We start from the raw sequence: 26,851 nt of genomic DNA on the forward strand, positions 1-26,851 counted from the left end.
TTACTGGTGTCTGTTAGGACAACCTTTTATTACGAACAAAAGTGGTGCACTGGAGTAACTTGATATTTAATAATTTTAACTAGTACGTTAGTGCTTATTATTTACAACTATTAAGTCGTATGTACCAACTGATTAAAAGTATTTTTATACTATTAAAAATTAATTATATATCAATTATCAATAAAATTATATTTTAATGTAAGTTCACACCGATACGGTTAGCGACTTCCTCATATGCTTCAATTAAACCACCTAAGTTTTTACGTAAAATATCTTTATCCATGTTCTTTAATGTTGTCTTATCCCATAATCTGCTTACGTCTGGAGAAAACTCATCACCAATAATAATTGCATTATTATATAACCCAAACTCTAGCTTAAAATCTACTAAAATTATTCCAGCATTATCAAATAATTTACTTAAAATATTATTAACTTGGTAAGTTAGTTTTTTCATTGTTACTAAATTTAATTTACTAACCCAACCGAATGTAGTGCAATATGAATCATTAATCATTGGATCATGCATAGAGTCATTTTTAAAAAATAAATCTAATAATGGAGGATCTAAAATTGTTCCATTATCTATACCTAAACGCTTAACTATAGAACCAGCAGCTCTATTACGTAAAACCAACTCTACAGGAATCATATCTAACTTTTTGACTAAAGTTTCATTATGAGACAGCAATTTTTCTATCTGGGTAGGAATACCTAATTGTGATAATTTATTCATAATAAAGTAATTAAACTGATTATTAATCATTCCTTTACGAGCAATTTTTTTTATGTACATGCCATCAAGTATTGATATGTCATCACGAAATTTTAGTATTACAAAATTCTTATCATCGGTAGTATAGATTGTTTTTGCTTTACCGCGATAACACTCAGCTAACTTGTTCATTTTATGAATGTATCCTATCCTAACATTAATACATGTTAATCATTATGTTCTGTATAACTAGCATAATTAGTTATTATTTTATTTAGTTATATGTATACTAATTAACTAACTTGTTTTTATAAACTTAATTTTTAGAATATAGTATTAAAATCTTCTTCTATAGAAGAAGCAGGATGCATATGTAGATGAGGTGGTAATATGTCTACTTCACTAGTATTTTCTGTATTGTTTTCTTTATTTTTTTCTATATTTTTTTCTTTATTGTTTTCTATATTGTTAGAAACTTTATTTTTATTCAAAGTAATATCGTATTCAATTTTACGTTTTGGTAAAATTATATCAGAATTATTCTTAGGCACAGGTACTAATTGAAAAAATGATTTTTTGGAATTGATTTTTTGTTGACGTTTGTAATAATCAGAGTCAGCACAACATGCAGATAGAAAAATCATCACCAGACTAAATATTCCAATAAATTTTATTATAGTAAAGTTTTTTAACTTATCATAAATCATATAATTATTATCTCCTTTTAGAACAATACTACTTTACTTAGAGAACTATTATTTGTTTACAAATTAATTATTATATAGAGTGTTTATACTCTATTAATTAAAATTAATCATCATTTTTAATTAAAAATTAATACATAAAACTATATAAAACTAATTTTATTAACTAGATGAATAAAGATAGTCTGGAAGTACTAGTAAATTATTGCTAGTACAGATAAAATTATTAAAAGTAACTTTTTATTTTTTAATATTGTTTTTTGGAAACATCGAGCTTGCTATGGTTAACACAAGATTATTAAACTATAAAGACGCAGGTGTAGATATAGATGCAGGTAATAAATTAGTAGATAATATAAAAAAAATAGTAAAAAAAACCGAACGTAAGGAAGTAATAAGTAGTTTAGGTGGATTTGGTTCTTTATGCGCTCTGCCAAGAAAATATCAAGAACCAATTATAGTTTCTAGTATTGATGGCGTTGGTACTAAACTACGTTTTTCCATTGATTTTAATAAATACAATACTATTGGAATAGATTTAGTGGCAATGTGCGTTAATGATGTAGTAGTTCAGGGCGCTGAACCTTTGTTTTTTCTAGATTATTATGCTACTGGAAAACTTCATATAGAAAATGCAATATCTGTTGTCAATAGTATCGCTGAAGGTTGTCGGCAATCTAATTGTGCTCTAGTAGGTGGAGAAACTGCCGAAATGCCTGGTCTATATTATGGCGAAGATTATGATATAGCTGGTGTTTGTGTTGGAATAGTAGAAAAAAATAACATAATAGACGGCAGTTCGGTAAAAGTTGGTGATATAATGCTTGCACTATCATCTAGTGGACTACACGCTAACGGCTATTCGCTAGTACGTAAAATTTTATCATTAAATAAGATTAATGTTGACTCTACTCAGGTAGAAGGAAAATTACTAATAGATCAGTTACTAATTCCTACGCGTATTTATGTTAATACCTTGTTATCTTTAATCCAGGAAATTCAGGTCAATGCTATAATACATATTACTGGTGGGGGCTTTTTGGAAAATATACCACGTGTTCTACCAATTAACACACTTGCAATAATTAATGAAAGTAGCTGGCAATGGCCAGCTGTATTTCATTGGATACAACAAGCTGGTAATATTAGTAGTTATGAAATGTATCGTACGTTTAATTGTGGAGTTGGTATTATAATCATCGTTCCTTACAAAAACGAAAAAAAAGCGCTTAGCGTTTTATCTACTCTAGGCGAAAACGCATGGGTAATTGGTAATATTCAGCAAGATGCTGACGCATCAGGTCAAAGAAAAGTATTGATCATATAATCATGAAACGAATTGTTGTGCTAATTTCTGGTCAAGGAAGTAATCTTAAAGCATTGATAGAAGCATGTCATCAGAAAAAGCTATCTGCAGAAATTTCTGCAGTAGTTAGTAATAACACTAGTGCATATGGTCTTAAATATGCAATTAATATGAATATTAATATCCATACTATAAATAAAACACAATTTACTGGAAGTGAAGAATTTGATCGCGCGCTAATAGCTGTAATTGATTACTATAAACCTGATGTAGTAGTACTAGCTGGCTATATGCTAATTTTATCAAATGAATTTGTTACACACTACTTCGGTAGATTGTTAAATATTCACCCATCGTTGTTACCACTGTATCCAGGGTTACATACTCACCGTAATGCGCTACAAAATGGTGACTTAATACATGGAACTTCAGTACATTTCGTAACAGATCAATTAGATAGTGGTCCACTTATATTACAGGCAAAAGTACCTATTTTTTCTAATGATAATGAAATAACTTTAGCACACAGAGTAAAAAATAAGGAACACATAATTTATCCTATCGTGATAGGATGGGTGTTATCAGGTAGGGTAATACTAAGTGATAATGCAGTATGGTTAGATGGTATTAAACTACCACCTGAAGGTTATTGTATAGATATATAATCATCCAATATTCTATTTAAATAGATATTTGCTACATAATAAATAAAAAAATGCTTTTTAGTATTTATAAAAATTATAATTTTTTCTTATATTACGTACTGATAATACACTATTATAACTACCAAATTAACAACAAGTTGTTATCTGATACCTAGTATCATGGATCTGTATCAGATAACATATAATTTTATTAAAAAACATTATTTTTGTTGATACAGATATAATAAGATATATAATTATTTTGAAAACCTGTTTTTTTATACATACTTACTACCTAGTTCTACTAAATATAATTAAATTATCATTTAATGATAGTACGTGCTTTACTAAGTACGTTATCAATAGTAAATCCAAAAAATTTCAATAGTTTTTCTGCTGGTGCTGACTTACCAAAAGTAGTCATCCCTATAATAACTCCATCTAACCCTACGTACTTATACCAATAATCAGTAATTCCAGCTTCAATTGCAAGACGTGCAGTCACTGCTTTTGGTAATACTAATTCACGATATTCTTCATCTTGCCTATCAAACATATCTGTTGATGGCATTGATACAACACGAACTTGCCTACCTTCGTTACTTAATTGCTGGTAAGCAACTACAGCTAGCTGAACTTCAGAACCAGTAGCTATTATAATAAGTTCTGGCTTACCGACTAAGCAATCTTTTAAAATATAACCTCCACGAGCAATATTAGCTAGCTGCTGCTTATTACGTGTTTGTTGTGTTAAATTTTGGCGTGATAAAATTAAAGCTGTTGGACCATTATTACGTTCTATTGCTTTCTTCCAGGCAACTGCTGTTTCAACTTGATCGCAAGGACGCCAGTTAATAATATTAGGAGTCATACGTAAGCTAGCTAGCTGTTCCACTGGCTGATGAGTTGGCCCATCTTCACCTAATCCAATAGAGTCATGAGTATAAACCATAATATGTCGTGTTTTCATCATTGCTGCCATTCGTACAGCGTTACGTGCATATTCTACAAATACTAGAAAAGTAGCAGTATAAGGTAGAAAACTACCATGATGAGCAATCCCATTACCAATAGCAGTCATACCAAACTCACGTACACCGTAATGAATATAATTACCAGCTGCATCTTCAGCAATAGAAGTTGACTTTGACCAACATGTTAGGTTACTTGGGCTTAAATCAGCTGAACCACCAATTAGTTCTGGTAACATAGGGCAAAATGCTTCTAATATATTTTGCGATGCTTTACGGCTAGCTATGTTATTTGGTTGTGCCTGCAATGTTTCTATAATTTTTTGGCTGGATAAATGCCAATCTTCAGGCAAACGACAGGTTATTCTTCTAATGAACTCTTTAGCTAATTTGGGATAAGCTTTTTGGTATAAAGAAAAGGTTTCGTTCCAAGCTTTTTCTTTTTTCTCTCCTACTTCTTTAGCATCCCAACCTTGATATATTAAGTTAGGAATAAAAAAAGGTTGATAATGCCAGCTCAGAGCTTTTCTGGTTGCCTCAATTTCTTTATCTCCTAGCGGAGCCCCGTGTGAATTATGGTTACCAGCTTTGTTTGGAGAACCAAAAGCTATAATAGTTTTGCATAAAAGTAACGATGGCTTATTTATTACAGCTCTAGCTTGTTCTATCCCTAATTTTATTGCATCACTATCATGTCCATCTATATTACGTACTACATGCCAACCGTATGCTTCAAACCGAGCGGCTGTATCATCTATTAACCAACCTGTTACATTACCATCAATAGAAATGCTATTATCATCATAAAATGCAATGAGTTTACCTAATTTTAGAACACCAGCTAATGAGCATACTTCGTGAGAAATTCCTTCCATTATACAGCCATCGCCTAAGAATACATAAGTATAATGATCAACTATTTTATGTTGTGGACGGTTAAATTGTGCAGCTAAAGTACGTTCACCAATTGCTAAACCTACTGCGTTAGCAAGCCCTTGACCTAATGGTCCAGTTGTAATTTCTACGCCATACGTAGCACCATATTCTGGATGTCCAGGTGTTTTGGATTGTAGCTGACGAAAATTTTTTAGCTCTTCTATTGATAAATTATAGCCAGTAAGATGTAATATACTATATAATAACATAGAACAATGTCCATTAGACAGCACAAAGCGATCACGATTACACCAGGTTGGGTTAACAGGATTATGATTCATATAGTCTCGCCACAATACTTCAGCAATATCAGCCATACCCATAGGGGCACCTGGATGGCCTGAATTAGCTTTCTGTACTGCATCTATACTTAAAAAACGAATTGCGTTGGCGAAAGTCTGTCTTGATTTCATTTAATGACTCCACAATTACAATTGTTCTGCTAAAACTTTTTCAAGTTTGTTCTGATCTAGTGAAAATTGGCGAATACCATCTGCTAATTGATCAACAGCCATAGCATCCTGATTATGTTCCCAACGAAATGCTGCTTCAGACATTGGTTTTGGCTTATTAAAAATTTTAGTATATGGAGATAGTTTAATTTCTAAATTATTATAGCTATTACGTAATTTTTCTAACATTACTGGGGAAATAGTTAAACTATCACATCCGGCTAAAGCTAAAATTTGATCAATTTTTCGAAAGCTGGCTCCCATAATAATAGTTTTATAGTTGTATTTTTTATAATAATTATAAATATTAATTACTGATTTAACGCCTGGATCATGTTGAACTGAATAAGGTTCGACTAGCAGTTGACGCTTGTTATACCAATCGTAAATACGACCAACAAAAGGTGATATTAGATAAACACTAGCTTCGGCACAAGCTTTAGCTTGTGCAAAAGAAAAAATTAAAGTCATATTACAATTTATACCTTCTTTTTCCAACTGTTCTGCAGCTTTTATTCCTTCCCAAGTGGCTGCTAACTTTATCAAAACACGAGATTTGTCAATACCTTGTTCTTGATACAAATTAACTATTTTATGGGCTTTAGCTATGCACATCATACTATCGAATGATAGACGCGCATCTACTTCAGTAGAAATACGTCCTGGCACAATTTTAAGAATTTCTAATCCTATAGAAACAGCTAGTTTATCACTTGCATTTATGATCTGATTATCGTGACTTATACCTTGCTTACGTGCAGAATTCAGTATTTTTTTAATAATGTCTTTGTAATAGAGTAAACTAGCTGATTTTAAAATAATAGAAGGATTAGTAGTTGCATCCTGCGGTGCATAATTACGAATTGACTCAATATCTCCACTATCAGCCACTACTTTAGTAAACTTTTTCAGATATTCTAACTGATTCATGTTTTACTCCATGAATATAATTGTATGTGTTCATAACACATAAAAAATTATTTTTATATAAAACTATATATTAAATTGTTTTATTAATATTTATTATAAATATATAAAATATATATAACTAATATATAGTTTATAACTAAACTAGTTAACTTAACTAATAATAGTTAACATCATCAATAAATAAAAAATTTAAAAATAATATAATTGTTGGCTATTATCACTGGTATGTAACTTACAGTAGCGTAGCCTATAAAGTTAATATATATACTATAAGCTTTTTTAGCTTAGATATTGAATTATTTGTTTCTATTTTAATGGCTGTTATTTTAACTACTAGCTAGATTTTACAATACTTATATCATTTTTTAGATATCTATCATTATTAATTAATTAGCCTTATCTAAAGCTATAACTTGGATGGCATAATTGGTTTGGGTGGTAGGTAATAGGTTATATAAAACAATAAATAATTTTTATTAAAAATAATACATTAGAAGCTGCTAGTGCTTATATTATTTATGGATTAGTATCATTACTAATATAAATATATTAACATCACTTTTGAATAGGCGATTAGCATCAAAATTTATGATATTTATTAAGTATTAATAGCTTTTATGAACTTTTCAGTTAATCTGATTGTTTGTATTTTAATTTAATATTTATGAATATTACATATTGTATATTTTTTAGTATTCTGTTTTAGGCATTACTATAATATGGATATAAGAGTAGCTGTTTGATTATGAACATTAATTTACATTTTAGGTTACACATAGATTTCACAGATAAAAGCGTAATTCATAAATAACTTGATCAAGTATGATACTTTTTTTAAATAACTATAATTTATCTAACTATAATTTATAAAAGCTAATATGATTAATTTATGCAACAGTAAGATGTTTTGTCTTATATAAATGACCTGCCCTGCGATAATGCGATACGTAGGAACTGCGTATTACATTATTAATATTGCTTTCATAAAGTATATTATACCTATAGTGATAACTAATTTTTAGTAGATTATATCTTGTACAACAAAGCAAGTAAATTTAGTAAAAATATAAAGATAAAAAGGTCACATTAAACATGAATGTTAAGTTACCTATTATTGATAATAAAGAAGTTGCCTGGATAAATGAGGCAGACTGTATTGGTTGTACTAAATGCATAAAAGTTTGTCCTGTTAAAGCTATTATTGGTACGCACCGTACAGTGCATACAGTAGTCAGTGATCTTTGTACTGGCTGTACTATGTGTATACATCCTTGTCCTACTGACTGTGTAGTAATGCGTAAAAGACTGGACTAAATTACTTAAAAAATTTAAGTACCATACCAATAAATAATAAATACTATTATTGCCAATTAAGTAAACAGTAAGTTTTTTTACCACGTTGTAAAAATGTATATTTTTTGTATATACGATCAGCTTCACTGAATATATAATCTGAATCAGTCTGTTTATTGCCATTAATAGCTATAGCATTAGCTAAAATCATTTTCCGTGCCTGACCTCTTGATGGCGCTAGTGAGGCTATTACAAGTGCTTGCTGCAAATCAACATTATTTGTAATATTTACCATAGGGATCCCGTCTTGTGTAAGTTGAGTAAAATCATCTTCGGTTAGATCTAAGAAAGAACCGGTAAATAGGCTATCGGTAATACGCTGTGCTGCTGCTAATCCTTGCTCGCCATGGACCATACTAGTAACTTCTTTTGCTAGAATAGACTGAGCTATTTTTGATTTTTTTCTCATTTTCTCTTCTTGTTCTAATGTATTTATTTCAGCTAGTGAAATAAAAGTAAAACACTTGAGAAAATGATATACTTCTGTATCAGAAGTATTGAAAAAAAATTGGTATAATTGGTATGGACTAGTCTTATTGGGATCTAACCACAAAGTACTTTCTTCAGTCTTACCTAATTTAGTCCCGTCTGACTTAGTTATCAGTGGTACGGTTAAACCATAAACCGTTTTATGATATGTTTTTCTTGTTAGATCTATGCCTGATATAATATTACCCCATTGATCAGAACCCCCGATCTGTAGTACTACATTATATTTGTTATATAGGTAAGTAAAGTCATATCCTTGCAACAGATTATAAGAAAATTCAGTAAATGAAATTCCACTTTCTTCTCTATTAAGGCGTAACTTAACTGCTTCTTTATTTATCATTTGGTTTACAGAAAAATTTTTACCGATATCACGCAGAAAAGTTAAGACATTCATTGCTTTGAACCAATCAAAGTTGTTAACTATTATTGCGCTATTATTACCACTATTAAAATCTAAAAACAGAGAAATATTCTTTTTTATTTTTTCTGTCCAAGACTTAGTGTGTTCTATATTATTTAATTTGCGCTCGGCAGATTTAAAGCTTGGATCTCCAATGAGACCTGTAGCTCCACCAATAAGTACTATTGGTCTATGACCAGCTAATTGAAAGTGTTTCATACATAATAAAGGTAGCAAATGCCCTAAATGTAAACTATCATTAGTAGGATCAAAACCACAATATAGTGAAATTTTTCCAGAATTTAACTCCTGAGTTAACTTACTATCATCTGTTATATTAGTAATAAGTTCTCTTTCCTGTAATTGTTTTATTAAGTTATTTATTATCATATAACAAATATTACCTTATAAAAAAATATACTTCATTGTGCTAGTTATGCTAAGTTTTTGTAAATAAATATGCAATAAATAGTTGGCTGACCAACTTACTATAACTTAATAGTATAAATCATTAATGCTTATAATACGATTATGTACCACAACCCAAAAATATTGGTAAAGGTACTTTACTTTATTGATTTTTTTTTTACAATCACAGTACTTTGTTTTTATCATTACTGTTAAAGTAGTAATGATTAATTATCACTGAGCGATAATATTGTAGCACTACCTAATCAATAGGTTTGTTCTGCTGTTAAATAATCATTAATTAAAAAATGACTGATATACTAACTTAGTATATTGTAAATATTAATATGATTGATATTATTTTATTTGCAGCTAAAAATTATTACTAAAGTTACTTTTAATGTGAGCATGATTACTAATAATTGACTTGATAAACTTCATAGTTTACTTGATCAAATAAATAGTCAGAGAAAAAAACCGGCCTAACTACACTACTAACTAAATAAAGGTCGGTTTTTTTCTATATGCTTTAACTTTGCTCTAATTTTTTAGTATTTATACTTATATTTACGCTAATTAGTAGCCTATATCCTTATTTAGGATATATATCAAGAATATTTTTCTCTAGTTTATTAATAATATTACTTAATAAACTAATTTCTTCTTTTGTAATACCATTAAGAATTTCTTCTCTAGTACTAGATATAACATTATTAACTGCTTTAATAATAGGTTCTGCTGCTTCAGTCAATTTTATTCTTTTGGCACGACGATCATTGATACAAGTCTGTCTGGTTATCAGACCTTTTTCTTCTAACTGATCTAGAGTTCTGACTAAGGATGGTTGTTCGATCCCGATAGCTTTTGCTAACTGAATTTGCGATTGTTCAGGAGGTAACTGACAAATATTATGTAAAGTTATCCAATGCGTTTGTGTGAGTTCTAAAGGTTTTAAACGGTGGTCAATTAAAGCGCGCCAAACTCTAACAAGTCGCGCTAAATCCGATCCTAATGGTGATTCCAATTTTTTCTCCTTATAATTTCAGCTAATTAAGCTTACTCACTCAATTATTATTCACACTAATAGGTCACACTAATAGGTGAAAAAGCAAATTAAAAATCAATGTACCAGTATATCCTATCTGCATGTTGTCTATTTTGATAAAAATTTAATGTGTATAAAAACTATAACATACTTTCTTTATGTATAAATATATTTAATGTTTTAAGTAAATTATATGAATATATTAGTAGTTAGTTATAAATACTGAGAACTATCTAATAGAACATATTAATAACTATTAATACTATTAATGCTATATACTTAATTTATTGTTAAGTAATTTTTTTAAATTATACCATTTTATGTATCTATATAAATACTGATAACTTTATTAGTTACTCGTTATATTAGTGCAAGGATTAGTAAAATTTGCAATAATAAAAACTATATTAGTTTAATTTTAATAAATTAAGAATAAGCATGGCCGAAAACAACGAAGTAGAAGTAAATAGTCTAAATGCACGTTTTCGCGGTTTTTATCCGGTAGTTATTGATGTGGAAACCGCTGGTTTTCATGCTAACACTGATGCTTTATTAGAAATTGCCGTGGTAACTCTTAAAATGGATTATCAAGGTTGGTTAAAAGCTGACAAAAATTTGCATTTTAATATAGAGCCTTTTCCTGGTGCTATTTTACAAACTGAAGCACTTTTATTTAATGGTATTGATCCAGCAAATCCCCTAAGAGGAGCAGTTACTGAGTATGAAGCATTAAATGAAATATTTAGATTAGTACGTAAAGGAATTAAAGAGCAAGAATGTAACCGCGCTATCATTGTGGCACATAATGCTGCTTTCGACCATAGTTTTCTTATGGCAGCCGCTGAAAGAACTAAACTAAAGCATAATCCTTTCCATCCGTTTGCTACTTTTGATACTGCAGCTCTCAGCGGCTTAGTGCTTGGTCAGACCGTATTAGCAAAAGCTTGTATTACTGCTGGTATTGATTTTAATAATAGCGAAGCACATTCAGCATTATATGATACTGAACGTACAGCAGAACTATTTTGCGAATTAGTCAATCGCTGGAAACGATTAGGTGGCTGGACTAATGTTAGTAATAACTGTGTGGACAACAGTTAATATATTTTAGCTCTTGCTAATAGATTTTTATTTTGTTTTTTTCAATCTCATTATTAATTAGAAGCTGTAGTTCGCCACTATGATACATTTCCATAATAATATCACAACCTCCTATAAATTCACCATTTACCCATAATTGAGGGTAAGTAGGCCAATTAGCTAATTTAGGTAGCTCAGAACGAATATCAGGATTAATTAACACATCAATATAAGCAAAATTTTTACTACATTCAGAAAGTATTTTTACTGCCTGGGAAGAAAAACCGCAGCTAGGTAATTTGGGTGAACCTTTCATATATAGCAAGATATGATTATCTGCTATTTGTTTCTTAATTTTTTGTATTGTAGTAGTCATGATATAATTTATGTTCCTCTATTATTCATTATAATTTCTAATTTTTCTGATAAACATCTCTCTACTGTATCCACAGTAGCTTGAATTTGTTGATCTATTTCTATATTAACTATATCTTTAATTAGTTTTTTTCCTAAAGTAGTACGTTGAATTGTTTCTGGAATCAAATTAAGACAAAATATATTGTCTATTATTTCTCCTACAGTTAAACTGATACCATCAACACCAATATAGTTTTTATAAAAAATATATTTCATCAGTTTATTATTAGCTAATCGGCACCAAATATTTTTATTATTATCTGATGTAGTAATATTTATCAATTCTGCGGTACTAATAATATGTCCTGAAATAAAGTGTCCACCTATTTCAGAATTTAAGCTAACGGCCCGCTCAATATTTATTTCATCACCTATTTGTAAAGAACCTAAATTAGTTTTTATGAGAGTCTCTTTTATAATATCAAAACTTACTAGATCCCCATTAATATTAGTTACCGTTAAGCAGCAACCATTATGTGCTACAGATGCACCGTAGGTTAGTCCTGATAATAAATGATATGGTAATTTTATTTTATGTGTACGAAAATTATTTTTTTCTGTTATTGCCATCAGTGGTGCTATACACTGAACAATACCTGTAAACATACCTGTACCTTCAAAAATATTTAATATTATTTAAATATAATTTATTTTTTGTAAAAATATATTACCTATTACTAAATATCAATTAATTATTTATTTTATAAAGTTTGTAATTTATTTGTTGTTTGACTAACAAAAAATCAATAAGATTGCGGTACGTGTGATATATCTCTATATTAGACAATATTATTGTCTGGTATATTCTTTATTGTTAAGTTAACAACTTTAACATAATAGATTTTTTTCTATAGCTAGCGTCCGTAGCTCAGCTGGTTAGAGCACTATCTTGACATGGTAGAGGTCGGGGGTTCAAATCCACTCGGACGTACCAACAACATTAAAATTACAGTACTTACTTATTAAGTACTATTAGTACTTTATAAGTTAAGGTTAATTGTTTATTAACCAAAATTAAAGGTCATTCACTATGAATAAAACTAAACTAGTACTCGGCTTAACTATGTTAAGCTTTACTCTATTAGTAGGTTGTGCGAGCAAAATAACAACAGATAAACTATCATCTGATATTCAAACTGTTAATACTAAATTTGATAACACGAGCCATAAAGTAAAAAATATAAACTCAGCTCAAGAAGAAGCCGGACGTGCTAACCAAAAGTTCGAGAATGTAGCTTCTAGTAAAGAGAATGTAGCTTCTAGTAAAGAGAATGTAGCTTCTAGTAAAGAGAATGTAGCTTCTAGTAAAGAGAATGTAGCTTCTAGTAAGTAGAATGTAGCTTCTAGTAAGTAGAAAAAAAAATTATAATTAGTGCTGGGGTACCAGGATTCGAACCTGGGATGGCGGGATCAAAACCCGCTGCCTTACCGCTTGGCTATACCCCAAAGAAATAAATTAGCCATGGCTACGACGGGACTCGAACCTGTGACTCCAGCATTATGAGTGCTGTGCTCTTACCAACTGAGCTACGTAGCCAAATTATTAGAAAATTAGTCTAGTAAATATAGTACGGGAGGCGAGACTTGAACTCGCAAACCTAATGGTACTAGAACCTAAATCTAGTGCGTTTACCAATTTCGCCACTCCCGTAACTTAAGAATAATGCAAGTTCTTCTTTATTATAAAGAAGACTAAAAAAAATTATGTGACTAATTCTACTATTTTAAATATATTTATTCTTAATATTAAGAATATTGATTAATGTCTTTCATGAGGAAAATTACAATTAGCACAGATAAAGCTCATATAAATAATTTTATTATTCAAATAATTAATCACGATTTAGCATTAGGTAAGCATACCTATATACATACTCGTTTTGCTCCAGAGCCTAATGGTTACTTACATATAGGACATGCGAAATCTATTTACCTAAATTTTAGTATCGCTAATTTTTATAATGGACAGTGTAATTTAAGATTCGATGATACTAATCCAGTTAAAGAAAATATTGAATTTATCGAAGCCATTAAAAATGACATCTTATGGCTAGGATTTAAATGGAGTGGGCAAATTCACTATTCCTCAGACTATTTTGATCAGTTATATGAATATGCAAAAGAACTAATTGTTAATGGTCTAGCTTATGTTGACTATCTGTCGTATGATAAAATACGTGAATATCGCGGTACGTTAACTCAACCAGGAACAAATAGCCCTTACAGAGATCGTAGTGTTGAAGAAAACTTAACTTTGTTTGAAAAAATGCGTTGTGGAGAATTTACAGAAGGTAGTGCATGTTTACGCGCTAAGATTGATATGAAATCACCTTTTATTGTAATGCGTGATCCTGTTCTTTATCGTATAAAATATAATAGTCATCATAGAACAGGAACCAAATGGTGTATTTACCCTATGTATGATTTTACCCATTGCATCTGTGATGCAATAGAAGGGATCACACATTCTTTATGTACATTAGAATTTCAAGATAACCGTCGTCTTTATGATTGGATTCTTGATAATATTAGTATCGATAATCACCCACGCCAGTATGAGTTTTCTAGACTAAATATTGAATATACAATTATGTCAAAACGTAAACTAAATATACTTGTAAATAATAATATTGTTGAAGGTTGGGACGATCCTAGAATGCCTACTATTGCTGGTTTACGTAATAGAGGCTATACTGCGGCTTCAATAAGAGAATTTTGTCGCCGTATTGGTGTGACAAAGCAAGATCACAATATAGAAATAGCAGCTTTAGAAGCGTGCCTTCGTGAAGAATTGAATGAAAGTACACCGCGTACGATGGCAGTTATTAATCCAATTAAAATTATTATTAATAATCTTCCTGTAGGTTACCATGAGAAGATAGTTATGCCTAACCATCCTAATAAAACAGATATGGGGACACGTCAAGTTACTTTTAGCAGTGAAATATACATTGATTGTTCTGATTTCAAAGAACACAATACTAATAAGCAATATAAACGCCTAGTACTAGGTCAAAAAGTACGTCTACGTCATGCATATGTTATTACAGCAGAGAGCTTAGTAAAAAATAAACAAGGTGATATTACAGTTGTTTATTGTAGTTATGATCCAGATACTTTAAATAAAGTACCTAAAAAAAGTGATAGTAATAAAGTAATAGGTGTTATTCACTGGGTTTCAGCAATTGATGGTATAAAATCAGAATTCAGACTATACGATAGTATATTTACATTACCTAATATTAACAAGATAGACAATTTAATGTTAGCCCTGAACAAACAATCATTAATTATACGCCATGGTATCGTAGAAGCTAGCATTCTAAATTTAGTTCATAATAATGATAAATTATACAGATATCAGTTCGAGCGCGAAGGGTATTTTTGTACTGATAATTACTACTTAAATAAGTGTATACCAGTATTTCATCGTATAATGAAACTAAAATAAATGTTGTAATTAATAATTTCTATTGAAGTCTAATATAATTAGATAGAATTAAATTTCTGATTACATATAAATCTAGTATATATTTAATTCATACTTAATCTGCTTAACCCAATTAGCTACTCTTGTTGCAGTTAATTCTGGTTGTCGATCTTCATCAATCGCTAAACCAATAAAGTAATCTTTATTAACTAACCCTTTAGATGCTTCAAAATTATAGCTTGACGTTAACCAATGCCCTACAATAGTAGCGCCCTGCTGTTCTATTATATCACCTAGAGTACCCAATGCATCACAAAAGTATTCAGAATAATCTTCTTGATCACCGCAGCCAAATAAAGCTACTTTTTTACCTGAAAAATCTATTTGTTTCATAGTAGGAAAGAATTCATCCCAGTCACATTGAGCTTCTCCATAGTACCAGGTTGAAATACCAAGTATCAAGACATCGTATTTTTCTAAATCTTCTTTATTGCTTCTTGCAATATCAAATATATCATCAGTAATACCCATGTGGTTCTGAATCAGTTTAGCAACATTTTCTGTATTCCCAGTATCACTACCAAAAAAATTCCTATTCGTACCATTAATATTATAACCTTTGAATTTTTATATAGTAAAAACTATAGTAAATATAGATACATTATTGATATTTACAAATTGCTCATCGCTAACAGCACTTAGTGCTAAATTATTATAAATATAATATAATTTTTATAAATATAAATATAATATTTTTTGGCAATTTTTATGCATACTCATTTAGTATGGTTACGTAAAGATTTACGTATACATGATAATAAAGCTTTATATGCAGCTTGTGAAGATTATACTGCTCGTGTGTTAACAATATTTATTGCTACTCCTAAACAATGGCAGCAACAAAATATTAGTAAAAGATTAGCTGCATTTATGTTTGATAATTTGAAATTACTTGCTAATGAGTTATTAAGACTAGGAATAGTCTTACATTATTATCAATGCGCTAACTTTGCGGAACAAATAGATTTGCTATTAACTTTTTGTCAGCGCGAAAAGATTGATAAGCTATTTTATAATTATGAATATGAACTTAATGAAAGTGAGCGTGATAAGGAAATGAAAAAACGCTTGCCCAACAACATATTATGCCAAGGTTTCGATGATGGTTTTTTAATATCTCCAGGAAGTGTACAAACAATAATAAATAAGGAGATGTTTAAAATTTACACCCCATTTCGTAATGCTTGTTTGCATCATCTTAAGGAAAATGAACCAATTTGTTTACCAGCACCAGCTATACGGCAAAAAAATATGTATCAGTATAATAATAAATCAATATCTATTATCACACCATTCTCTTATCCTAGTATGCTATCGGAAGACTACTATGTAGCTGGAGAAAAAGTAGGAATTTATAGGCTAGATAATTTTTTTAATAAACAACTTAAGTATTATAGTCTTCAACGTAATATAGCATATTTGGATGCTACTAGCCGAATATCTGCTTGGCTAGCGATTGGAGTATTATCACCACGGCAATGTTATCATCTTTTACTAAAAAAATTCAATTTCTTAGGTATAATTAATGATATTAATGCTTCAACATGGTTAAATGAATTAATATGGCGTGATTTTTATCGTCATACAATGATATTGTATCCTAAAATATTTCATCATAAGCATGATCCTGATATTGATATATCATCATGGACTAAATACATTCCTTGGCATAATAATAAGAGCGTACTATTTATAGCTTGGTGTAAAGGTCGTACTGGCTATCCTTTTATCGACGCAGCAATGAGAAAATTAGCTAAAATTGGATGGATCAATAATAGATTACGTATGATTACTGCTAGCTTTTTGATCAAAGATCTATTAATAGACTGGCGCCATGGTGAGCATTATTTTATGTCACAGCTAATAGATAGTGACTTTGCCTCTAATCATGGTAGTTGGCAGTGGGCTGTAGGCATGGATTATAATACTAATCCATATTATCGCATATTTAATCCTACGCTTCAAGGCAAGAAATTTGATTCTAACGGTAATTTTATTAAGCAATGGTTGCCAGAACTCAAATTAGTTCCGAATAAGTATTTATATCAGCCTCATATTTGGCTAAAGGCGCAAAATATTATAGTAGATTATCCATATCCAATAGTAGACCACAGTGAAGCACGTAAACGCATATTAAATAGTTATAAAATTGCTTATTATAAAGCAGCTAGAACTAGTAGTGGCAGCTATCCATTAGATCAATGATAACAAGAGATTATAATCTATGCTTAATACTGAATTAGAACAAATTATTAATCATAAACTTAATAGTGAATTACTACAAGACTATATACCTAATGGCCTACAAGTTGAAGGGATACGAGATGTAAAACGTATTGTTACAGGCGTGACAGCCTGTCAGGAACTACTAGATATAGCTGTAATGCAGCACGCAGATGCAATTATTGTACATCATGGATACTTTTGGAAAAAGGATTCATTAGTTATTAATGGTATTAAACGTAAACGTCTTAAAACATTATTAGCTAATAATATTAATTTATATGCTTGGCATCTACCACTAGATACTCATCCAGAATTAGGTAATAATGCTCAGTTAGCTATGAAACTTGGAATCAAAGTAACCGGCATCCTCCTATCTCCTATGGTACCTAAAGGAGAATTCATAATACCTATTAGTGGAAATTTGCTACAAAAAAAAATAGAAAAAGCTATGAATCGTCCTGTGCTACATTATAGCAATAATGCCCCAAAATATATTCAAAAGTTAGCATGGTGTTCTGGCTGTGGTCAGGATTTTCTTGAGTATGCAGCGCTATCTGGAATGAATGCTTTTATTAGTGGTGAAGCATCCGAACAGACAATTCATATAGCTAGCGAAATGGGTATACATTTTTATGCAGCAGGTCATCATGCTACCGAATTAGGAGGTATTAGTGCTCTTGGAGAATGGTTAACAAAACAATATAATTTAAATATAAATTTCATAGATATCGATAATCCTGTATAAGTAATCCATAATAAGCTGCAAGTTATTTACATAATAACCTAAAATAGAATAACTATTTACTGTTTTTACTATTACAAAAATTAATCAAATTTAATTCTTACTTTGAGTTTAACTAGTAACTAATATGAATATAATTGCTTGTTTTATTACCTCAAGTTTTTGAGTGAAATTAATATTCATACTTTTAATATTTGGTTCTATAATATAATGGGCTATTATTTTTAATAAAATATATATATTATATAATACTTACCGTGAATCATAATTATTTGAAAATAAATTTTTTTCTTGTGAAGAATTACCTATTCTATATAAAGATAGTAAAGTCATAGAAAAACAGTTAGGTAGTGCAGAAAAAAATTTTTTACATTGGATTTTATGAGTTCTCTAGGCTAAATAGTCGTTCTGTTAATAACACTTCTCATAAGGAAGTAATAGAATGTGCATCACGTGTCATGCGTATTTATATGAATAGAGAATTAGAGGCTTTGGAAAAACATATTGCTTTTTTAGTAAATGTAGGTTCTATAAGTCCCTATATTGGTTTATTTGGCACTATTTTAGGTATTATACATTATTTTATTAGTTTAGGAGCGTTACACCAGCATGCAACCATCATGCAGATACTAGCACCTAGCATCGCAGAAGCACTAATGACAACAGCTATGGGTCTATTTGTTGCTATTCCAGCGGTAATGGCATTTAAAATATTTAGCCAAAGTATTAATACATTAATACTCTTGCACAGAACTTAGATAACTTGATAGAAGAATTTATAGCAAGATTATATCGTGAGGCCTTAGTTAATAACTTTATTTAAGTTAAATATTGTCATAACATTAAAACTTAGATAAATAAAATAGTAGATTAATATTATTCTTTTACTATATATATTTTTAGTAATAGTATTATTTTTTTATAGCTACCTAGTCTATAATAATAACACTAAACTTATAAATAAATTTAAATTAATAAAATTATTATAGTAAAGTTACTAGCCATAATCAGCAAGTTATTATATAAGTCATAATAAATATAATTTATTTATTGCTCATGTTAGCCAATAAAAATTAATATCTCAACAATTAGTTTTAAGGGTACAAGAATTAGTTAATGCTCATACTAAAATAGTTCTTTTGATATGTGGAGTAAAAAAAATCGCTTATGAAAAAATTATTAAGGCAATAAACTGATTGCATAATGTAGTATTTACCTAAGTTTGATTAATGACAAAACCTAATAAATAATATTACGGTTATTGCTGAAAGATAATTACATTAATTTAATTAACTTTTAGTTGATATAGTATTTTATTGAAAATAAAAAACAGGATCAAACTAAGATTTACTATTATTTTATCCATAATCATGCATTGCATAATTTTATTGGTTCTTTTTTATAGCTATAAAAAAGATAAAAAATTAAAAAAATTTTATATTAATGAAAACTATGTTAGTTGATACACATAAACAATTACAGAAAAATAATAATCAACAAGCACAAACAGAAAAAAAATTCACTAATCATACTATTACTCATACTAATAATAGTAAAAATAAAAAATATACAAAAGTAACAGAAAAAATAAAATAGTACTAAATAAAAAGCATAAACAGCATAGAAAATATCTAAATACTAATAAAAAAGTTACTGAAATAAATAATATGTTAGACGATTTAATAAATAAAAATATTACTAATCCAGTGAGTAAAGGAAGATAAGATCAATCAAACTGATGTGGATATCAAGGCTTATAAAAACATCATTAGTCAGGCAATAAGTAAAGAATTATTTTTTAATACCGGTAATTTTATTTGTAAAAGTTGCGAACTAAAAGTTAAGCTTGCACCAAATTGAATGCTAATTTATGTTATGCCTATTAGCTGGGATAAAAAATAATGTCAAGCTGCTGTTTTAGCCGCTAAAATTGCTAAGCTTCCTAAGTATACTAACTAGGAGTTATATTGAATAGCTAAAAATGCTACTATTAAATTTTTACCACAGTAAATTTAAAACTTTTTAAGTGCAATCTGTAGTCTTATTATTACTAAGGTTATTCACTTAGTATTAATAAGTAAAAAATTAAAAATTTATTTTTATGTTTATAATAGAGATGGAATGAAGCAAGCTTTCCTGATTATATTAATTTTATGGACTTATATTTGATATGCAGAAGTTAATATTTAGATAACTAAAGGAGTATATTCTGCTTCCACTATTAGGGTAGTTAAGTTTAAATGGTTTGGTATTTGTTAAATACCATAATATATCTGAAAAATTATATAATATGACTTACGCAACAGCTGACAATTTAATCAAATAGTAAAATAAAATATGCCACAGCAGCAAAAGATTTAATCAGAAGTGATACCTGAAGCATGGATTAGACTTGGAATTAATAATTTAATAGTTGGACAAGTTTAGCCAAGTGCAGATAATAGTTATGTGATATATTATCAGCTAATTGACATATCAGAGAATCTGGTAAAAATATTATTACAAAATAAGTATAAAATGACTAAAAGATGGTTGCGCTATGCAGCGCATACTGCTAGCGATGAAATTTTTGATAATCTTACTGGTATAAAAGGTGTGTTTAGTACTAGAATGGCATATGTAGTACATATTAATCATAATCAAAAATATAGTTATGAACTACATATTGCAGATTATGATGGATTTAATAATAGAATAGTTCATCGTTATATAGAGCCGATGATGTCACCTGCCTGGTTACAAGATGGTCGTCAGTTAGCTTATGTTTCATTTAAAAATGGCTGTTCCTAGTTAGTGATACAACAATTATATAATGGAGCTATTACTATTAGTACCATTACTTGCTTTCCACAACATAACGGAGCGCCTGCATTGTCACATGATGGTAGCAAACTAGCATTTTTTTTATCAAAAACTGGAAGTTTACACTTGTATGTCATGGACATTGTATCTGGTAAAATTAGTAAGATAACTAAGGGGCGTAACAATAATACTGAGCCAAGTTGGTTCCCTGATAACTATCATATTGCGTATACATAATATAAAATTGGTAATCAGCAAGTATATAAAATTGATATTCATGGAAATAATCAGCAACGCTTATCTTGGGAAGGATAAAAAAAACCATAATGCTAACTAATGTAAGCGTAAGAAGCACTGACGGAAAATTTATTGTAATGGTTAATAGTAATAAAAATACCAAAAATTGTGCACAACATATTGCTAAACTTAATTTAGTTACAGGATATATGAAAGTTTTAACTGATACTTTGCTAGATGAAACTCCTAGTTTAGCACATAATGGTACAATGATAATTTATAGTTATACTTCAAAAAAAGTAGGTTCTTTTTTACTACTAGTATCTACTAATGGATTTTTTCAAACCAGTATTCTGGTAACAGATGGACTGATATCAGGTCCTACCTGGTCACAATATCTATTCTCTACTTAACTTAAAAGTAGTATTTTTTAAAAAGGAAAATATTATGCAAAATAGTAAATTACTACTAACAGGTATTATTGTTTCATTTTCGATAATGAGTATCGCTGGATGTTCTGAGCAGAACAAAAGTCAAAAAAATGGTAAATCATATTTACAAATGAACTCTCCTATAGAAGAAACTGGACTAAAAAGTAATAGTAATAGTAGTAGTACTAAGTCATCAGATGAGCATGCTGCTTTACAAAAGCTACGACAAACAAATATAATTTACTTCGATTTAGATAAATATGATATTCACTTGAATTACGGTACAATATTAGATGATCACGCTAAATTTTTACGTAATAATCCATCTAAAAAAGTTATTATAGAAGGTCATACTGATGAACGTGGTACGCCTGAATATAATATTGCTTTAGGAGAACGTCGTGCTAATGCGGTAAAAATGTACCTACAAAGTAAAGGTGTATTTGACGAACAAATGATGATTCTATCTTATGGTAAAGAAAAACCTGTTGTATTTGGTCACAATGAAACTGCATATGGAAAAAACCGTCGTGCTGTACTAGTATATTCAGATTTAGATAATGAGTAGTAATTTAAGATATTTATTATTAATAATTTGTTGATTAATAAATAATAAACAAAAAGAAGCAGCGTACTATTTTGCGAAAGTTGTTAAAAACTTTCCTAATTCACAAAAATAACCTGATGCTATGCTAAAAATAGGTATTTTAATGCAGGAAAAAGGTCATAAAGATAAAGCTAATATTATTTTTAATAACTTATGTAAAGTATATCCTAGTACCAATGCTGCTAATAAAGCGCAAGCATATATTAATTAACTTTATAAGTTAAAATAAAAATAAATAGTTATTATAAGTGAAATAATTGATGTTATTTAAAAAAAATTTTTCTACTTTACCTATTAAAAAAAAGGTACAGGTACTTACTACTAAAGAAAACTCTACTTTAGTAGATAAAATTAAAAATCAATTACTAGTGCGTAATGCAGTTATCATTGCGCATTATTATACTGATCCTGAAATACAAGCTTTAGCCGAAATGACAGGTGGCTGTGTTTCAGATTCACTAGAAATGGCTAAATTTGGTAGTTGCTATCCAGCTACTACATTGTTAGTAGCTGGCGTACGCTTTATGGGCGAAACAGCAAAAATTCTTAGTCCAGAAAAAACTGTTATTATGCCTACTCTAAAAGCCGAGTGTTCTTTAGATCTAGGTTGTCCCTATGAAGCTTTTAGTTCATTCTGTGATGAACACCCTGAGCGTACAGTCGTAGTATATGCTAATACGTCAGCTGCAGTAAAATCCCGTGCAGACTGGGTAGTTACTTCTAGTATTGCTGTTAAACTGATTTATTATCTGGATAGCTTAGGAAAAAAAATAATCTGGGCTCCAGATCGTAATTTAGGTCGTTATATCAAAAATAAGACAGGTGCAGATATTTTGTGTTGGCATAGTACATGTATCGTACATGATGAATTCAAAACACAAGCACTAAAAAATATGAAAAAGTTATATCCTGATGCTGCAATTTTAGTTCATCCAGAATCGCCGCAACAAGTAGTAGAATTAGCTGATGTAGTTGGATCTACTAGTCAACTAATAAATGCCGCAAAAAATATGCTACAAAATACTATTATTGTAGCTACTGATAGAAATATTTTTTATAAAATGCAGCAATTATGTCCAGATAAACAACTATTAATTGCCCCTACTGCTGGAGAAGGTGCTACTTGTCATAGTTGTGCAAGTTGTCCTTGGATGGCTATGAATAACCTTAAGGCTATTTATGAAGTACTAACTAAAAATAGTCAAAATAACAATTATCAAATACAAATTGATGAAATAGTACGTCAGAAAGCACTAGTACCACTTAATCGTATGTTATCATTTGCAGCATCTATTGATCGTAATCCAAAAATAGTGCGTTAATTAATATACATTATATAGTAATTTTACTTATTTACTTACTATTTATTAATAGAATATTTTTTTAACCAAAGGACATGCAATGCTGCACAATCTGTTGTTATTTTTCCATCAATTGTGACGAACATACCTGGTACAGTTATTAGTTTTTGATTATAAAATATCATTGGTTGACGTCCACGTTGCCATGGGGGAACTGCTAGTTGTTGCCAAATTGTTTTTAATTTCTGACTATAGCTTTTACCAATAATATTAATTGAGCCATCTAATTTACCAAAACGTACCGATATATGCTCATTAGGTTGTGGTGCACGAATAAAACTAACTGATTTATTAACTATAATACTATTTTTAGGTAATAAACTAAAATTAGTAGTATTGCTTAGTGTTTTTACTAATAATCCGATATCTTGTGGTAATATTAATTTTTTCTTAGACATTGGCCATAGTAATACTTCTGATTCAAGTTTAGCTAATATTTTTACAGATATTAAATATAAATTATCACGAAAACGACGCAGCTGTTTATCTCCAATTAAGAATTTAGGGGCAGCTGTACAGCGACTAAGTGCAACATCTTGCCAAATACTATTTAGTTGTTTACGTGATGGCATCCTAGCACCTTGAGATGCTAGCCAGCGCCTAAGTAAAGCACTACGCCTAATATTGCTCATAGATAACAGTGGTGTTAGTGTTAGTGCACCATTTGGTAAAATAATTTTAGATAGTGTTTCTTTTAACAGTTCGTTGATAAGATTTTCCTGTTCAGCGCATAGCTGTGCGCTGCGTGTTACTGATTTACTAAATTGAGGCCAACGCTGCTGTAATGGAATTAGAATACGTCTACGTAAAAAATTACGATCAAAGCGATCATTATTATTACTATCATCTTCAATCCAACTAAGACCAAGATTATTAGCATATTCTGCTAACTGTAATTTACTAAAATTTAGCAATGGTCGTAGTAATCTAGAACAGCCAAATGAGGTGTCGGCAGACATTGCCGATAATCCTGATGGACCACTTCCACGTTTTAGTGCTAATAGTAGTGTCTCAGCTTGATCATCCTGATGCTGAGCAGTAAGTAGTACTTCACCAGGTAATAATGCTTTATAAAGTTCTATATAACGTGCATTGCGTGCTGCTGCTTCAATACCATCAGGTATATTATTAATATTTACTTTTACTAAAGTAAAAGGGATGGCTCGCTGTTTACATTGTTGTTCGCAATGCTGGACCCAAAAATCAGAATATGAGCTTAAACCATGATTAATATGTATTGCTCTTAGTGATAAAGGGAAATTATTAGCGTCGCGCAGTGACTGCAAAATATTTAATAATACAGTTGAATCTAATCCCCCGCTGAACGCTAAGAGAACTTTATCACATCCTATAATACTTTCTGTGACATGTTTTTGTAACATATTCCGTATATGATCAATATCAACTTTACGCTTCATTTTTGGTGTTTTTATTTACAATTTTAGTGTATTACTTAAAACCTATAGATCTATCTACTTGTAGATTTTTTTCAACTAGTAACGCTTCTAATAAATCTAGATCACGTAATAGTTTTATTAAAGTATTATGGCTAATTTTATTTTGAGCCCGTAAATTATAATATTCACCACGTTCTGCACGTAGGGCATGTAACCACATACGCCGTTCTAAATTTTCAATTAGGATTGCATTTTCAGCATCAGCATGACTATCAACACTACTACGTAAATTACTAATTACCCTAAGACTTACATTGTTAATAATTTGTTTATCAATTTTTTCTTCTTTACTGTTAGCTAACCTTAATTCCATTTTACGTAGGCTTGCGATAGCTACTTCCGCAGCTAGCGTACGGGCCATTTGTTCTTCTTTTTTATGGAAAAAAGCATTCTCTGAAACAACAATACCACGTAGTAGCAGCGGTAAAATAATTACACAGCAAATTAGAGAAAATAAAATAACACCTGTAGCAATAAATACTAACTGATAACGAGATGGAAATGCAGTTAGTGGTATGGATAATACTCCAGCTAGGGTAATAGCGCCGCGTACTCCGGCAAATGATGCTATTAAAATATCTATTATACTATATTCACAGAACACCATAGGTCGTTTTTTCATAAAACGTAAACTAATACGTTTCATTAGCCATAACCAACTAAAACGTACTAACATTAACGCAGCATAAAGAAAAATAACATCTAAAAATAGCATCCATGTTTTAATTGTTGGATCTAACTGAGCCTGATTAATAGAAGTAGCAAGGATATCTGGTAATTGTAGTCCTAACATGATGAAGACTATACCGTTAAAAAGAAATTCCAGCATAGACCATACACTGTTACAACGTAGTCGTAATGCGAGAGGCGTATTACGCGTAATACCATACTGTCCAATAGTCATTCCAGAAGCTACTGCAGCTAATATGCCAGATACTCCAACATGTTCGGCAATAAGATAAGCAGCGAATGGCAATAATAGCAGTAGTACAGTTTGGGTAGCTGAATCATCACAGCTCCATCGTATAATTAGTCTTAGTGATTTACTATAGCCCCAAGTTACCGTCACCCCAGCTAGCAATCCACCAACTGCAACTTTTATAAATTCTAGTGAGGCACAACCAACACTAAATACCATTTGACCCATTGCAACAGCAATAGCGAACTTCAGTAATACTAGACCAGAAGCATCATTCATTAATGCTTCGCCTTGTAAAATATTCATTAGTTTTTTAGGAATTCGTCCTTCTTTGACTATACCAGATAACGCAACAGCATCGGTAGGTGATAGTACTGCAGCTAATGCAAGCGCTGCTACGAGTGACATTCCAGGAACTATCCAATATATGAAATAGCCAATACCTACAACAGTAATAATCACTAATACTAAAGCTAATGAAACAATCTCTCCACCATGGCGTAAAAATTCACTTACCGGTGTTTTCCAGCCATCAGAAAATAATAAGGGAGGAATAAAAAGCACTAGAAATAATTCTGGATTGAAATCTACATGCAACCCAAATTTAGGCCAAGCAAGTAGTGCACCTAAAACAATTTGCATCAGTGGCAATGGTATTTGAAATGGTAGTATATGCGTTACTACACCTGATAATGAAACAATTAAAGTAAGAATAAGAATAGTAAA

21 protein-coding genes, 4 tRNA genes and 4 pseudogenes are annotated in these 26,851 nt (G+C 30.2%); 15 read left to right on the forward strand and 14 right to left on the reverse strand.

The window, feature by feature from the left end; genetic code table 11:
- Positions 1-193 precede the first annotated feature (193 nt).
- Both purC and AB162_RS00270 read right to left on the reverse strand, forming a co-directional pair.
- Entirely contained in the window at positions 194-907 is a 714-nt protein-coding gene (purC, locus tag AB162_RS00265) for a phosphoribosylaminoimidazolesuccinocarboxamide synthase (protein ID WP_053096484.1), read from the reverse strand.
- A 131-nt stretch (positions 908-1,038) separates the two neighbouring features.
- Positions 1,039-1,422 carry a hypothetical protein gene (locus tag AB162_RS00270; protein WP_053096486.1) on the reverse strand — a complete coding sequence of 128 codons (384 nt, stop codon included), beginning with the start codon at positions 1,420-1,422 and terminating at the stop codon, positions 1,039-1,041.
- A 277-nt stretch (positions 1,423-1,699) separates the two neighbouring features.
- Here AB162_RS00270 and purM point away from each other — a divergent pair, with 277 nt between their 5' ends.
- Complete coding sequence (gene purM / locus AB162_RS00275) at positions 1,700-2,746, forward strand: phosphoribosylformylglycinamidine cyclo-ligase (RefSeq protein WP_053097352.1); 1,047 nt, start codon at positions 1,700-1,702, stop codon at positions 2,744-2,746.
- Between the two features lie 2 nt (positions 2,747-2,748).
- On the forward strand, positions 2,749-3,390 hold the full coding sequence (purN, locus tag AB162_RS00280) for a phosphoribosylglycinamide formyltransferase (protein ID WP_053096488.1): 642 nt from the start codon (positions 2,749-2,751) through the stop codon (positions 3,388-3,390).
- A 301-nt stretch (positions 3,391-3,691) separates the two neighbouring features.
- On the opposite strand, the gene tkt is transcribed toward purN, so the two are convergent.
- Positions 3,692-5,689, reverse strand: a complete 1,998-nt coding sequence (tkt, locus tag AB162_RS00285; protein ID WP_053096490.1) for a transketolase — start codon at positions 5,687-5,689, stop codon at positions 3,692-3,694.
- A 15-nt stretch (positions 5,690-5,704) separates the two neighbouring features.
- A complete protein-coding gene (gene tal / locus AB162_RS00290) occupies positions 5,705-6,658 on the reverse strand; it encodes a transaldolase (protein WP_053096492.1) in 954 nt (317 codons plus the stop codon).
- A gap of 1,092 nt (positions 6,659-7,750) precedes the next feature.
- Between tal and AB162_RS00295 the strand changes: the two are divergent.
- Positions 7,751-7,957, forward strand: a pseudogene (locus tag AB162_RS00295) (RnfABCDGE type electron transport complex subunit B); the annotation flags it as partial.
- A gap of 61 nt (positions 7,958-8,018) precedes the next feature.
- Here the strand turns inward: AB162_RS00295 and tyrS are convergent.
- Positions 8,019-9,293 carry a tyrosine--tRNA ligase gene (tyrS, locus tag AB162_RS00300; protein WP_053096495.1) on the reverse strand — a complete coding sequence of 425 codons (1,275 nt, stop codon included), beginning with the start codon at positions 9,291-9,293 and terminating at the stop codon, positions 8,019-8,021.
- Between the two features lie 610 nt (positions 9,294-9,903).
- Positions 9,904-10,335, reverse strand: coding sequence for a transcriptional regulator SlyA (gene slyA, locus AB162_RS00305; protein ID WP_053096497.1), 432 nt, complete (start codon positions 10,333-10,335; stop codon positions 9,904-9,906).
- Positions 10,336-10,794: 459 nt separating this feature from the next.
- Between slyA and rnt the strand changes: the two genes are divergently transcribed.
- Positions 10,795-11,457, forward strand: coding sequence for a ribonuclease T (gene rnt / locus AB162_RS00310; RefSeq protein ID WP_053096499.1), 663 nt, complete (start codon positions 10,795-10,797; stop codon positions 11,455-11,457).
- Positions 11,458-11,473: 16 nt separating this feature from the next.
- On the opposite strand, the gene grxD is transcribed toward rnt, so the two are convergent.
- Both grxD and AB162_RS00320 read right to left on the reverse strand, forming a co-directional pair.
- Complete coding sequence (gene grxD / locus AB162_RS00315) at positions 11,474-11,812, reverse strand: Grx4 family monothiol glutaredoxin (protein ID WP_053096501.1); 339 nt, start codon at positions 11,810-11,812, stop codon at positions 11,474-11,476.
- An 8-nt stretch (positions 11,813-11,820) separates the two neighbouring features.
- A complete protein-coding gene (locus AB162_RS00320; RefSeq protein ID WP_053096503.1) occupies positions 11,821-12,459 on the reverse strand; it encodes a riboflavin synthase in 639 nt (212 codons plus the stop codon).
- A 251-nt stretch (positions 12,460-12,710) separates the two neighbouring features.
- Here AB162_RS00320 and AB162_RS00325 point away from each other — a divergent pair.
- Positions 12,711-12,787: transfer RNA gene (locus AB162_RS00325), tRNA-Val, on the forward strand.
- A gap of 96 nt (positions 12,788-12,883) precedes the next feature.
- Positions 12,884-13,084 (forward strand): annotated as a pseudogene (locus AB162_RS00330) (LPP leucine zipper domain-containing protein); the annotation flags it as partial.
- Positions 13,085-13,228: 144 nt separating this feature from the next.
- Here AB162_RS00330 and AB162_RS00335 read toward each other — a convergent pair.
- The 3 genes from AB162_RS00335 to AB162_RS00345 form a co-directional block, all read right to left on the reverse strand.
- A tRNA-Gln gene (locus AB162_RS00335) sits at positions 13,229-13,299 on the reverse strand.
- A gap of 17 nt (positions 13,300-13,316) precedes the next feature.
- A tRNA-Met gene (locus AB162_RS00340) sits at positions 13,317-13,390 on the reverse strand.
- 32 nt (positions 13,391-13,422) lie between these two features.
- Positions 13,423-13,504: transfer RNA gene (locus AB162_RS00345), tRNA-Leu, on the reverse strand.
- Between the two features lie 135 nt (positions 13,505-13,639).
- Here AB162_RS00345 and glnS point away from each other — a divergent pair.
- Entirely contained in the window at positions 13,640-15,304 is a 1,665-nt protein-coding gene (gene glnS, locus AB162_RS00350) for a glutamine--tRNA ligase (RefSeq protein ID WP_053097354.1), read from the forward strand.
- A 72-nt stretch (positions 15,305-15,376) separates the two neighbouring features.
- Here the strand turns inward: glnS and fldA are convergent, their stop codons facing one another.
- Entirely contained in the window at positions 15,377-15,892 is a 516-nt protein-coding gene (gene fldA / locus AB162_RS00355) for a flavodoxin FldA (RefSeq protein ID WP_053096505.1), read from the reverse strand.
- A 159-nt stretch (positions 15,893-16,051) separates the two neighbouring features.
- Between fldA and phrB the strand changes: the two genes are divergently transcribed.
- The 8 genes and pseudogenes from phrB to nadA all read left to right on the forward strand — a co-directional run bounded on the left by phrB (position 16,052) and on the right by nadA (position 23,710).
- Positions 16,052-17,548 (forward strand): deoxyribodipyrimidine photo-lyase, encoded by a 1,497-nt coding sequence (gene phrB, locus AB162_RS00360; RefSeq protein WP_053096508.1) that lies wholly within the window; start codon positions 16,052-16,054, stop codon positions 17,546-17,548.
- Positions 17,549-17,567: 19 nt separating this feature from the next.
- Entirely contained in the window at positions 17,568-18,314 is a 747-nt protein-coding gene (locus AB162_RS00365) for a Nif3-like dinuclear metal center hexameric protein (protein ID WP_053096510.1), read from the forward strand.
- Positions 18,315-18,477: 163 nt separating this feature from the next.
- Positions 18,478-19,134, forward strand: a pseudogene (locus AB162_RS00370) (MotA/TolQ/ExbB proton channel family protein).
- 620 nt (positions 19,135-19,754) lie between these two features.
- Complete coding sequence (locus AB162_RS02960) at positions 19,755-19,907, forward strand: hypothetical protein (protein ID WP_156213984.1); 153 nt, start codon at positions 19,755-19,757, stop codon at positions 19,905-19,907.
- Positions 19,908-20,432: 525 nt separating this feature from the next.
- Positions 20,433-21,763 (forward strand): annotated as a pseudogene (gene tolB / locus AB162_RS00375) (Tol-Pal system beta propeller repeat protein TolB).
- A gap of 34 nt (positions 21,764-21,797) precedes the next feature.
- The gene (gene pal, locus AB162_RS00380; protein ID WP_053096512.1) at positions 21,798-22,349 is read left to right on the forward strand and encodes a peptidoglycan-associated lipoprotein Pal; all 552 of its coding nucleotides are present in this window, start codon (positions 21,798-21,800) and stop codon (positions 22,347-22,349) included.
- A gap of 121 nt (positions 22,350-22,470) precedes the next feature.
- Positions 22,471-22,599 (forward strand): hypothetical protein, encoded by a 129-nt coding sequence (locus tag AB162_RS02985; protein ID WP_260080601.1) that lies wholly within the window; start codon positions 22,471-22,473, stop codon positions 22,597-22,599.
- 49 nt (positions 22,600-22,648) lie between these two features.
- The gene (gene nadA / locus AB162_RS00385) at positions 22,649-23,710 is read left to right on the forward strand and encodes a quinolinate synthase NadA (RefSeq protein ID WP_082239268.1); all 1,062 of its coding nucleotides are present in this window, start codon (positions 22,649-22,651) and stop codon (positions 23,708-23,710) included.
- Between the two features lie 38 nt (positions 23,711-23,748).
- On the opposite strand, the gene tilS is transcribed toward nadA, so the two are convergent.
- Both tilS and AB162_RS00395 read right to left on the reverse strand, forming a co-directional pair.
- Positions 23,749-25,167, reverse strand: a complete 1,419-nt coding sequence (gene tilS / locus AB162_RS00390; protein WP_053096514.1) for a tRNA lysidine(34) synthetase TilS — start codon at positions 25,165-25,167, stop codon at positions 23,749-23,751.
- A gap of 31 nt (positions 25,168-25,198) precedes the next feature.
- Positions 25,199-26,845: a Na+/H+ antiporter gene (locus AB162_RS00395; protein WP_053096516.1), complete on the reverse strand. Its 1,647-nt coding sequence runs from the start codon at positions 26,843-26,845 to the stop codon at positions 25,199-25,201.
- Positions 26,846-26,851: the final 6 nt, after the last annotated feature.

This window comes from Candidatus Palibaumannia cicadellinicola (assembly GCF_001269425.1).
Classification (GTDB): domain Bacteria; phylum Pseudomonadota; class Gammaproteobacteria; order Enterobacterales; family Enterobacteriaceae; genus Baumannia; species Baumannia cicadellinicola_A.

What these genes read in the sequence shown, in the direction of transcription:
- tyrS (WP_053096495.1), bottom strand. Translation starts at nt 9,293, where the DNA reads ATGATAATAAATAACTTAATAAAACAATTACAGGAAAGAGAACTTATT.
- tal (WP_053096492.1), bottom strand. Translation starts at nt 6,658, where the DNA reads ATGAATCAGTTAGAATATCTGAAAAAGTTTACTAAAGTAGTGGCTGAT.
- phrB (WP_053096508.1), top strand. Translation starts at nt 16,052, where the DNA reads ATGCATACTCATTTAGTATGGTTACGTAAAGATTTACGTATACATGAT.
- nadA (WP_082239268.1), top strand. Translation starts at nt 22,649, where the DNA reads ATGTTATTTAAAAAAAATTTTTCTACTTTACCTATTAAAAAAAAGGTA.
- grxD (WP_053096501.1), bottom strand. Translation starts at nt 11,812, where the DNA reads ATGACTACTACAATACAAAAAATTAAGAAACAAATAGCAGATAATCAT.
- AB162_RS02985 (WP_260080601.1), top strand. Translation starts at nt 22,471, where the DNA reads ATGCTAAAAATAGGTATTTTAATGCAGGAAAAAGGTCATAAAGATAAA.
- tkt (WP_053096490.1), bottom strand. Translation starts at nt 5,689, where the DNA reads ATGAAATCAAGACAGACTTTCGCCAACGCAATTCGTTTTTTAAGTATA.
- rnt (WP_053096499.1), top strand. Translation starts at nt 10,795, where the DNA reads ATGGCCGAAAACAACGAAGTAGAAGTAAATAGTCTAAATGCACGTTTT.
- purC (WP_053096484.1), bottom strand. Translation starts at nt 907, where the DNA reads ATGAACAAGTTAGCTGAGTGTTATCGCGGTAAAGCAAAAACAATCTAT.
- tilS (WP_053096514.1), bottom strand. Translation starts at nt 25,167, where the DNA reads ATGAAGCGTAAAGTTGATATTGATCATATACGGAATATGTTACAAAAA.
- purM (WP_053097352.1), top strand. Translation starts at nt 1,700, where the DNA reads ATGGTTAACACAAGATTATTAAACTATAAAGACGCAGGTGTAGATATA.
- AB162_RS00365 (WP_053096510.1), top strand. Translation starts at nt 17,568, where the DNA reads ATGCTTAATACTGAATTAGAACAAATTATTAATCATAAACTTAATAGT.
- AB162_RS00270 (WP_053096486.1), bottom strand. Translation starts at nt 1,422, where the DNA reads ATGATTTATGATAAGTTAAAAAACTTTACTATAATAAAATTTATTGGA.
- pal (WP_053096512.1), top strand. Translation starts at nt 21,798, where the DNA reads ATGCAAAATAGTAAATTACTACTAACAGGTATTATTGTTTCATTTTCG.
- AB162_RS02960 (WP_156213984.1), top strand. Translation starts at nt 19,755, where the DNA reads ATGAAAACTATGTTAGTTGATACACATAAACAATTACAGAAAAATAAT.
- purN (WP_053096488.1), top strand. Translation starts at nt 2,749, where the DNA reads ATGAAACGAATTGTTGTGCTAATTTCTGGTCAAGGAAGTAATCTTAAA.
- AB162_RS00320 (WP_053096503.1), bottom strand. Translation starts at nt 12,459, where the DNA reads ATGTTTACAGGTATTGTTCAGTGTATAGCACCACTGATGGCAATAACA.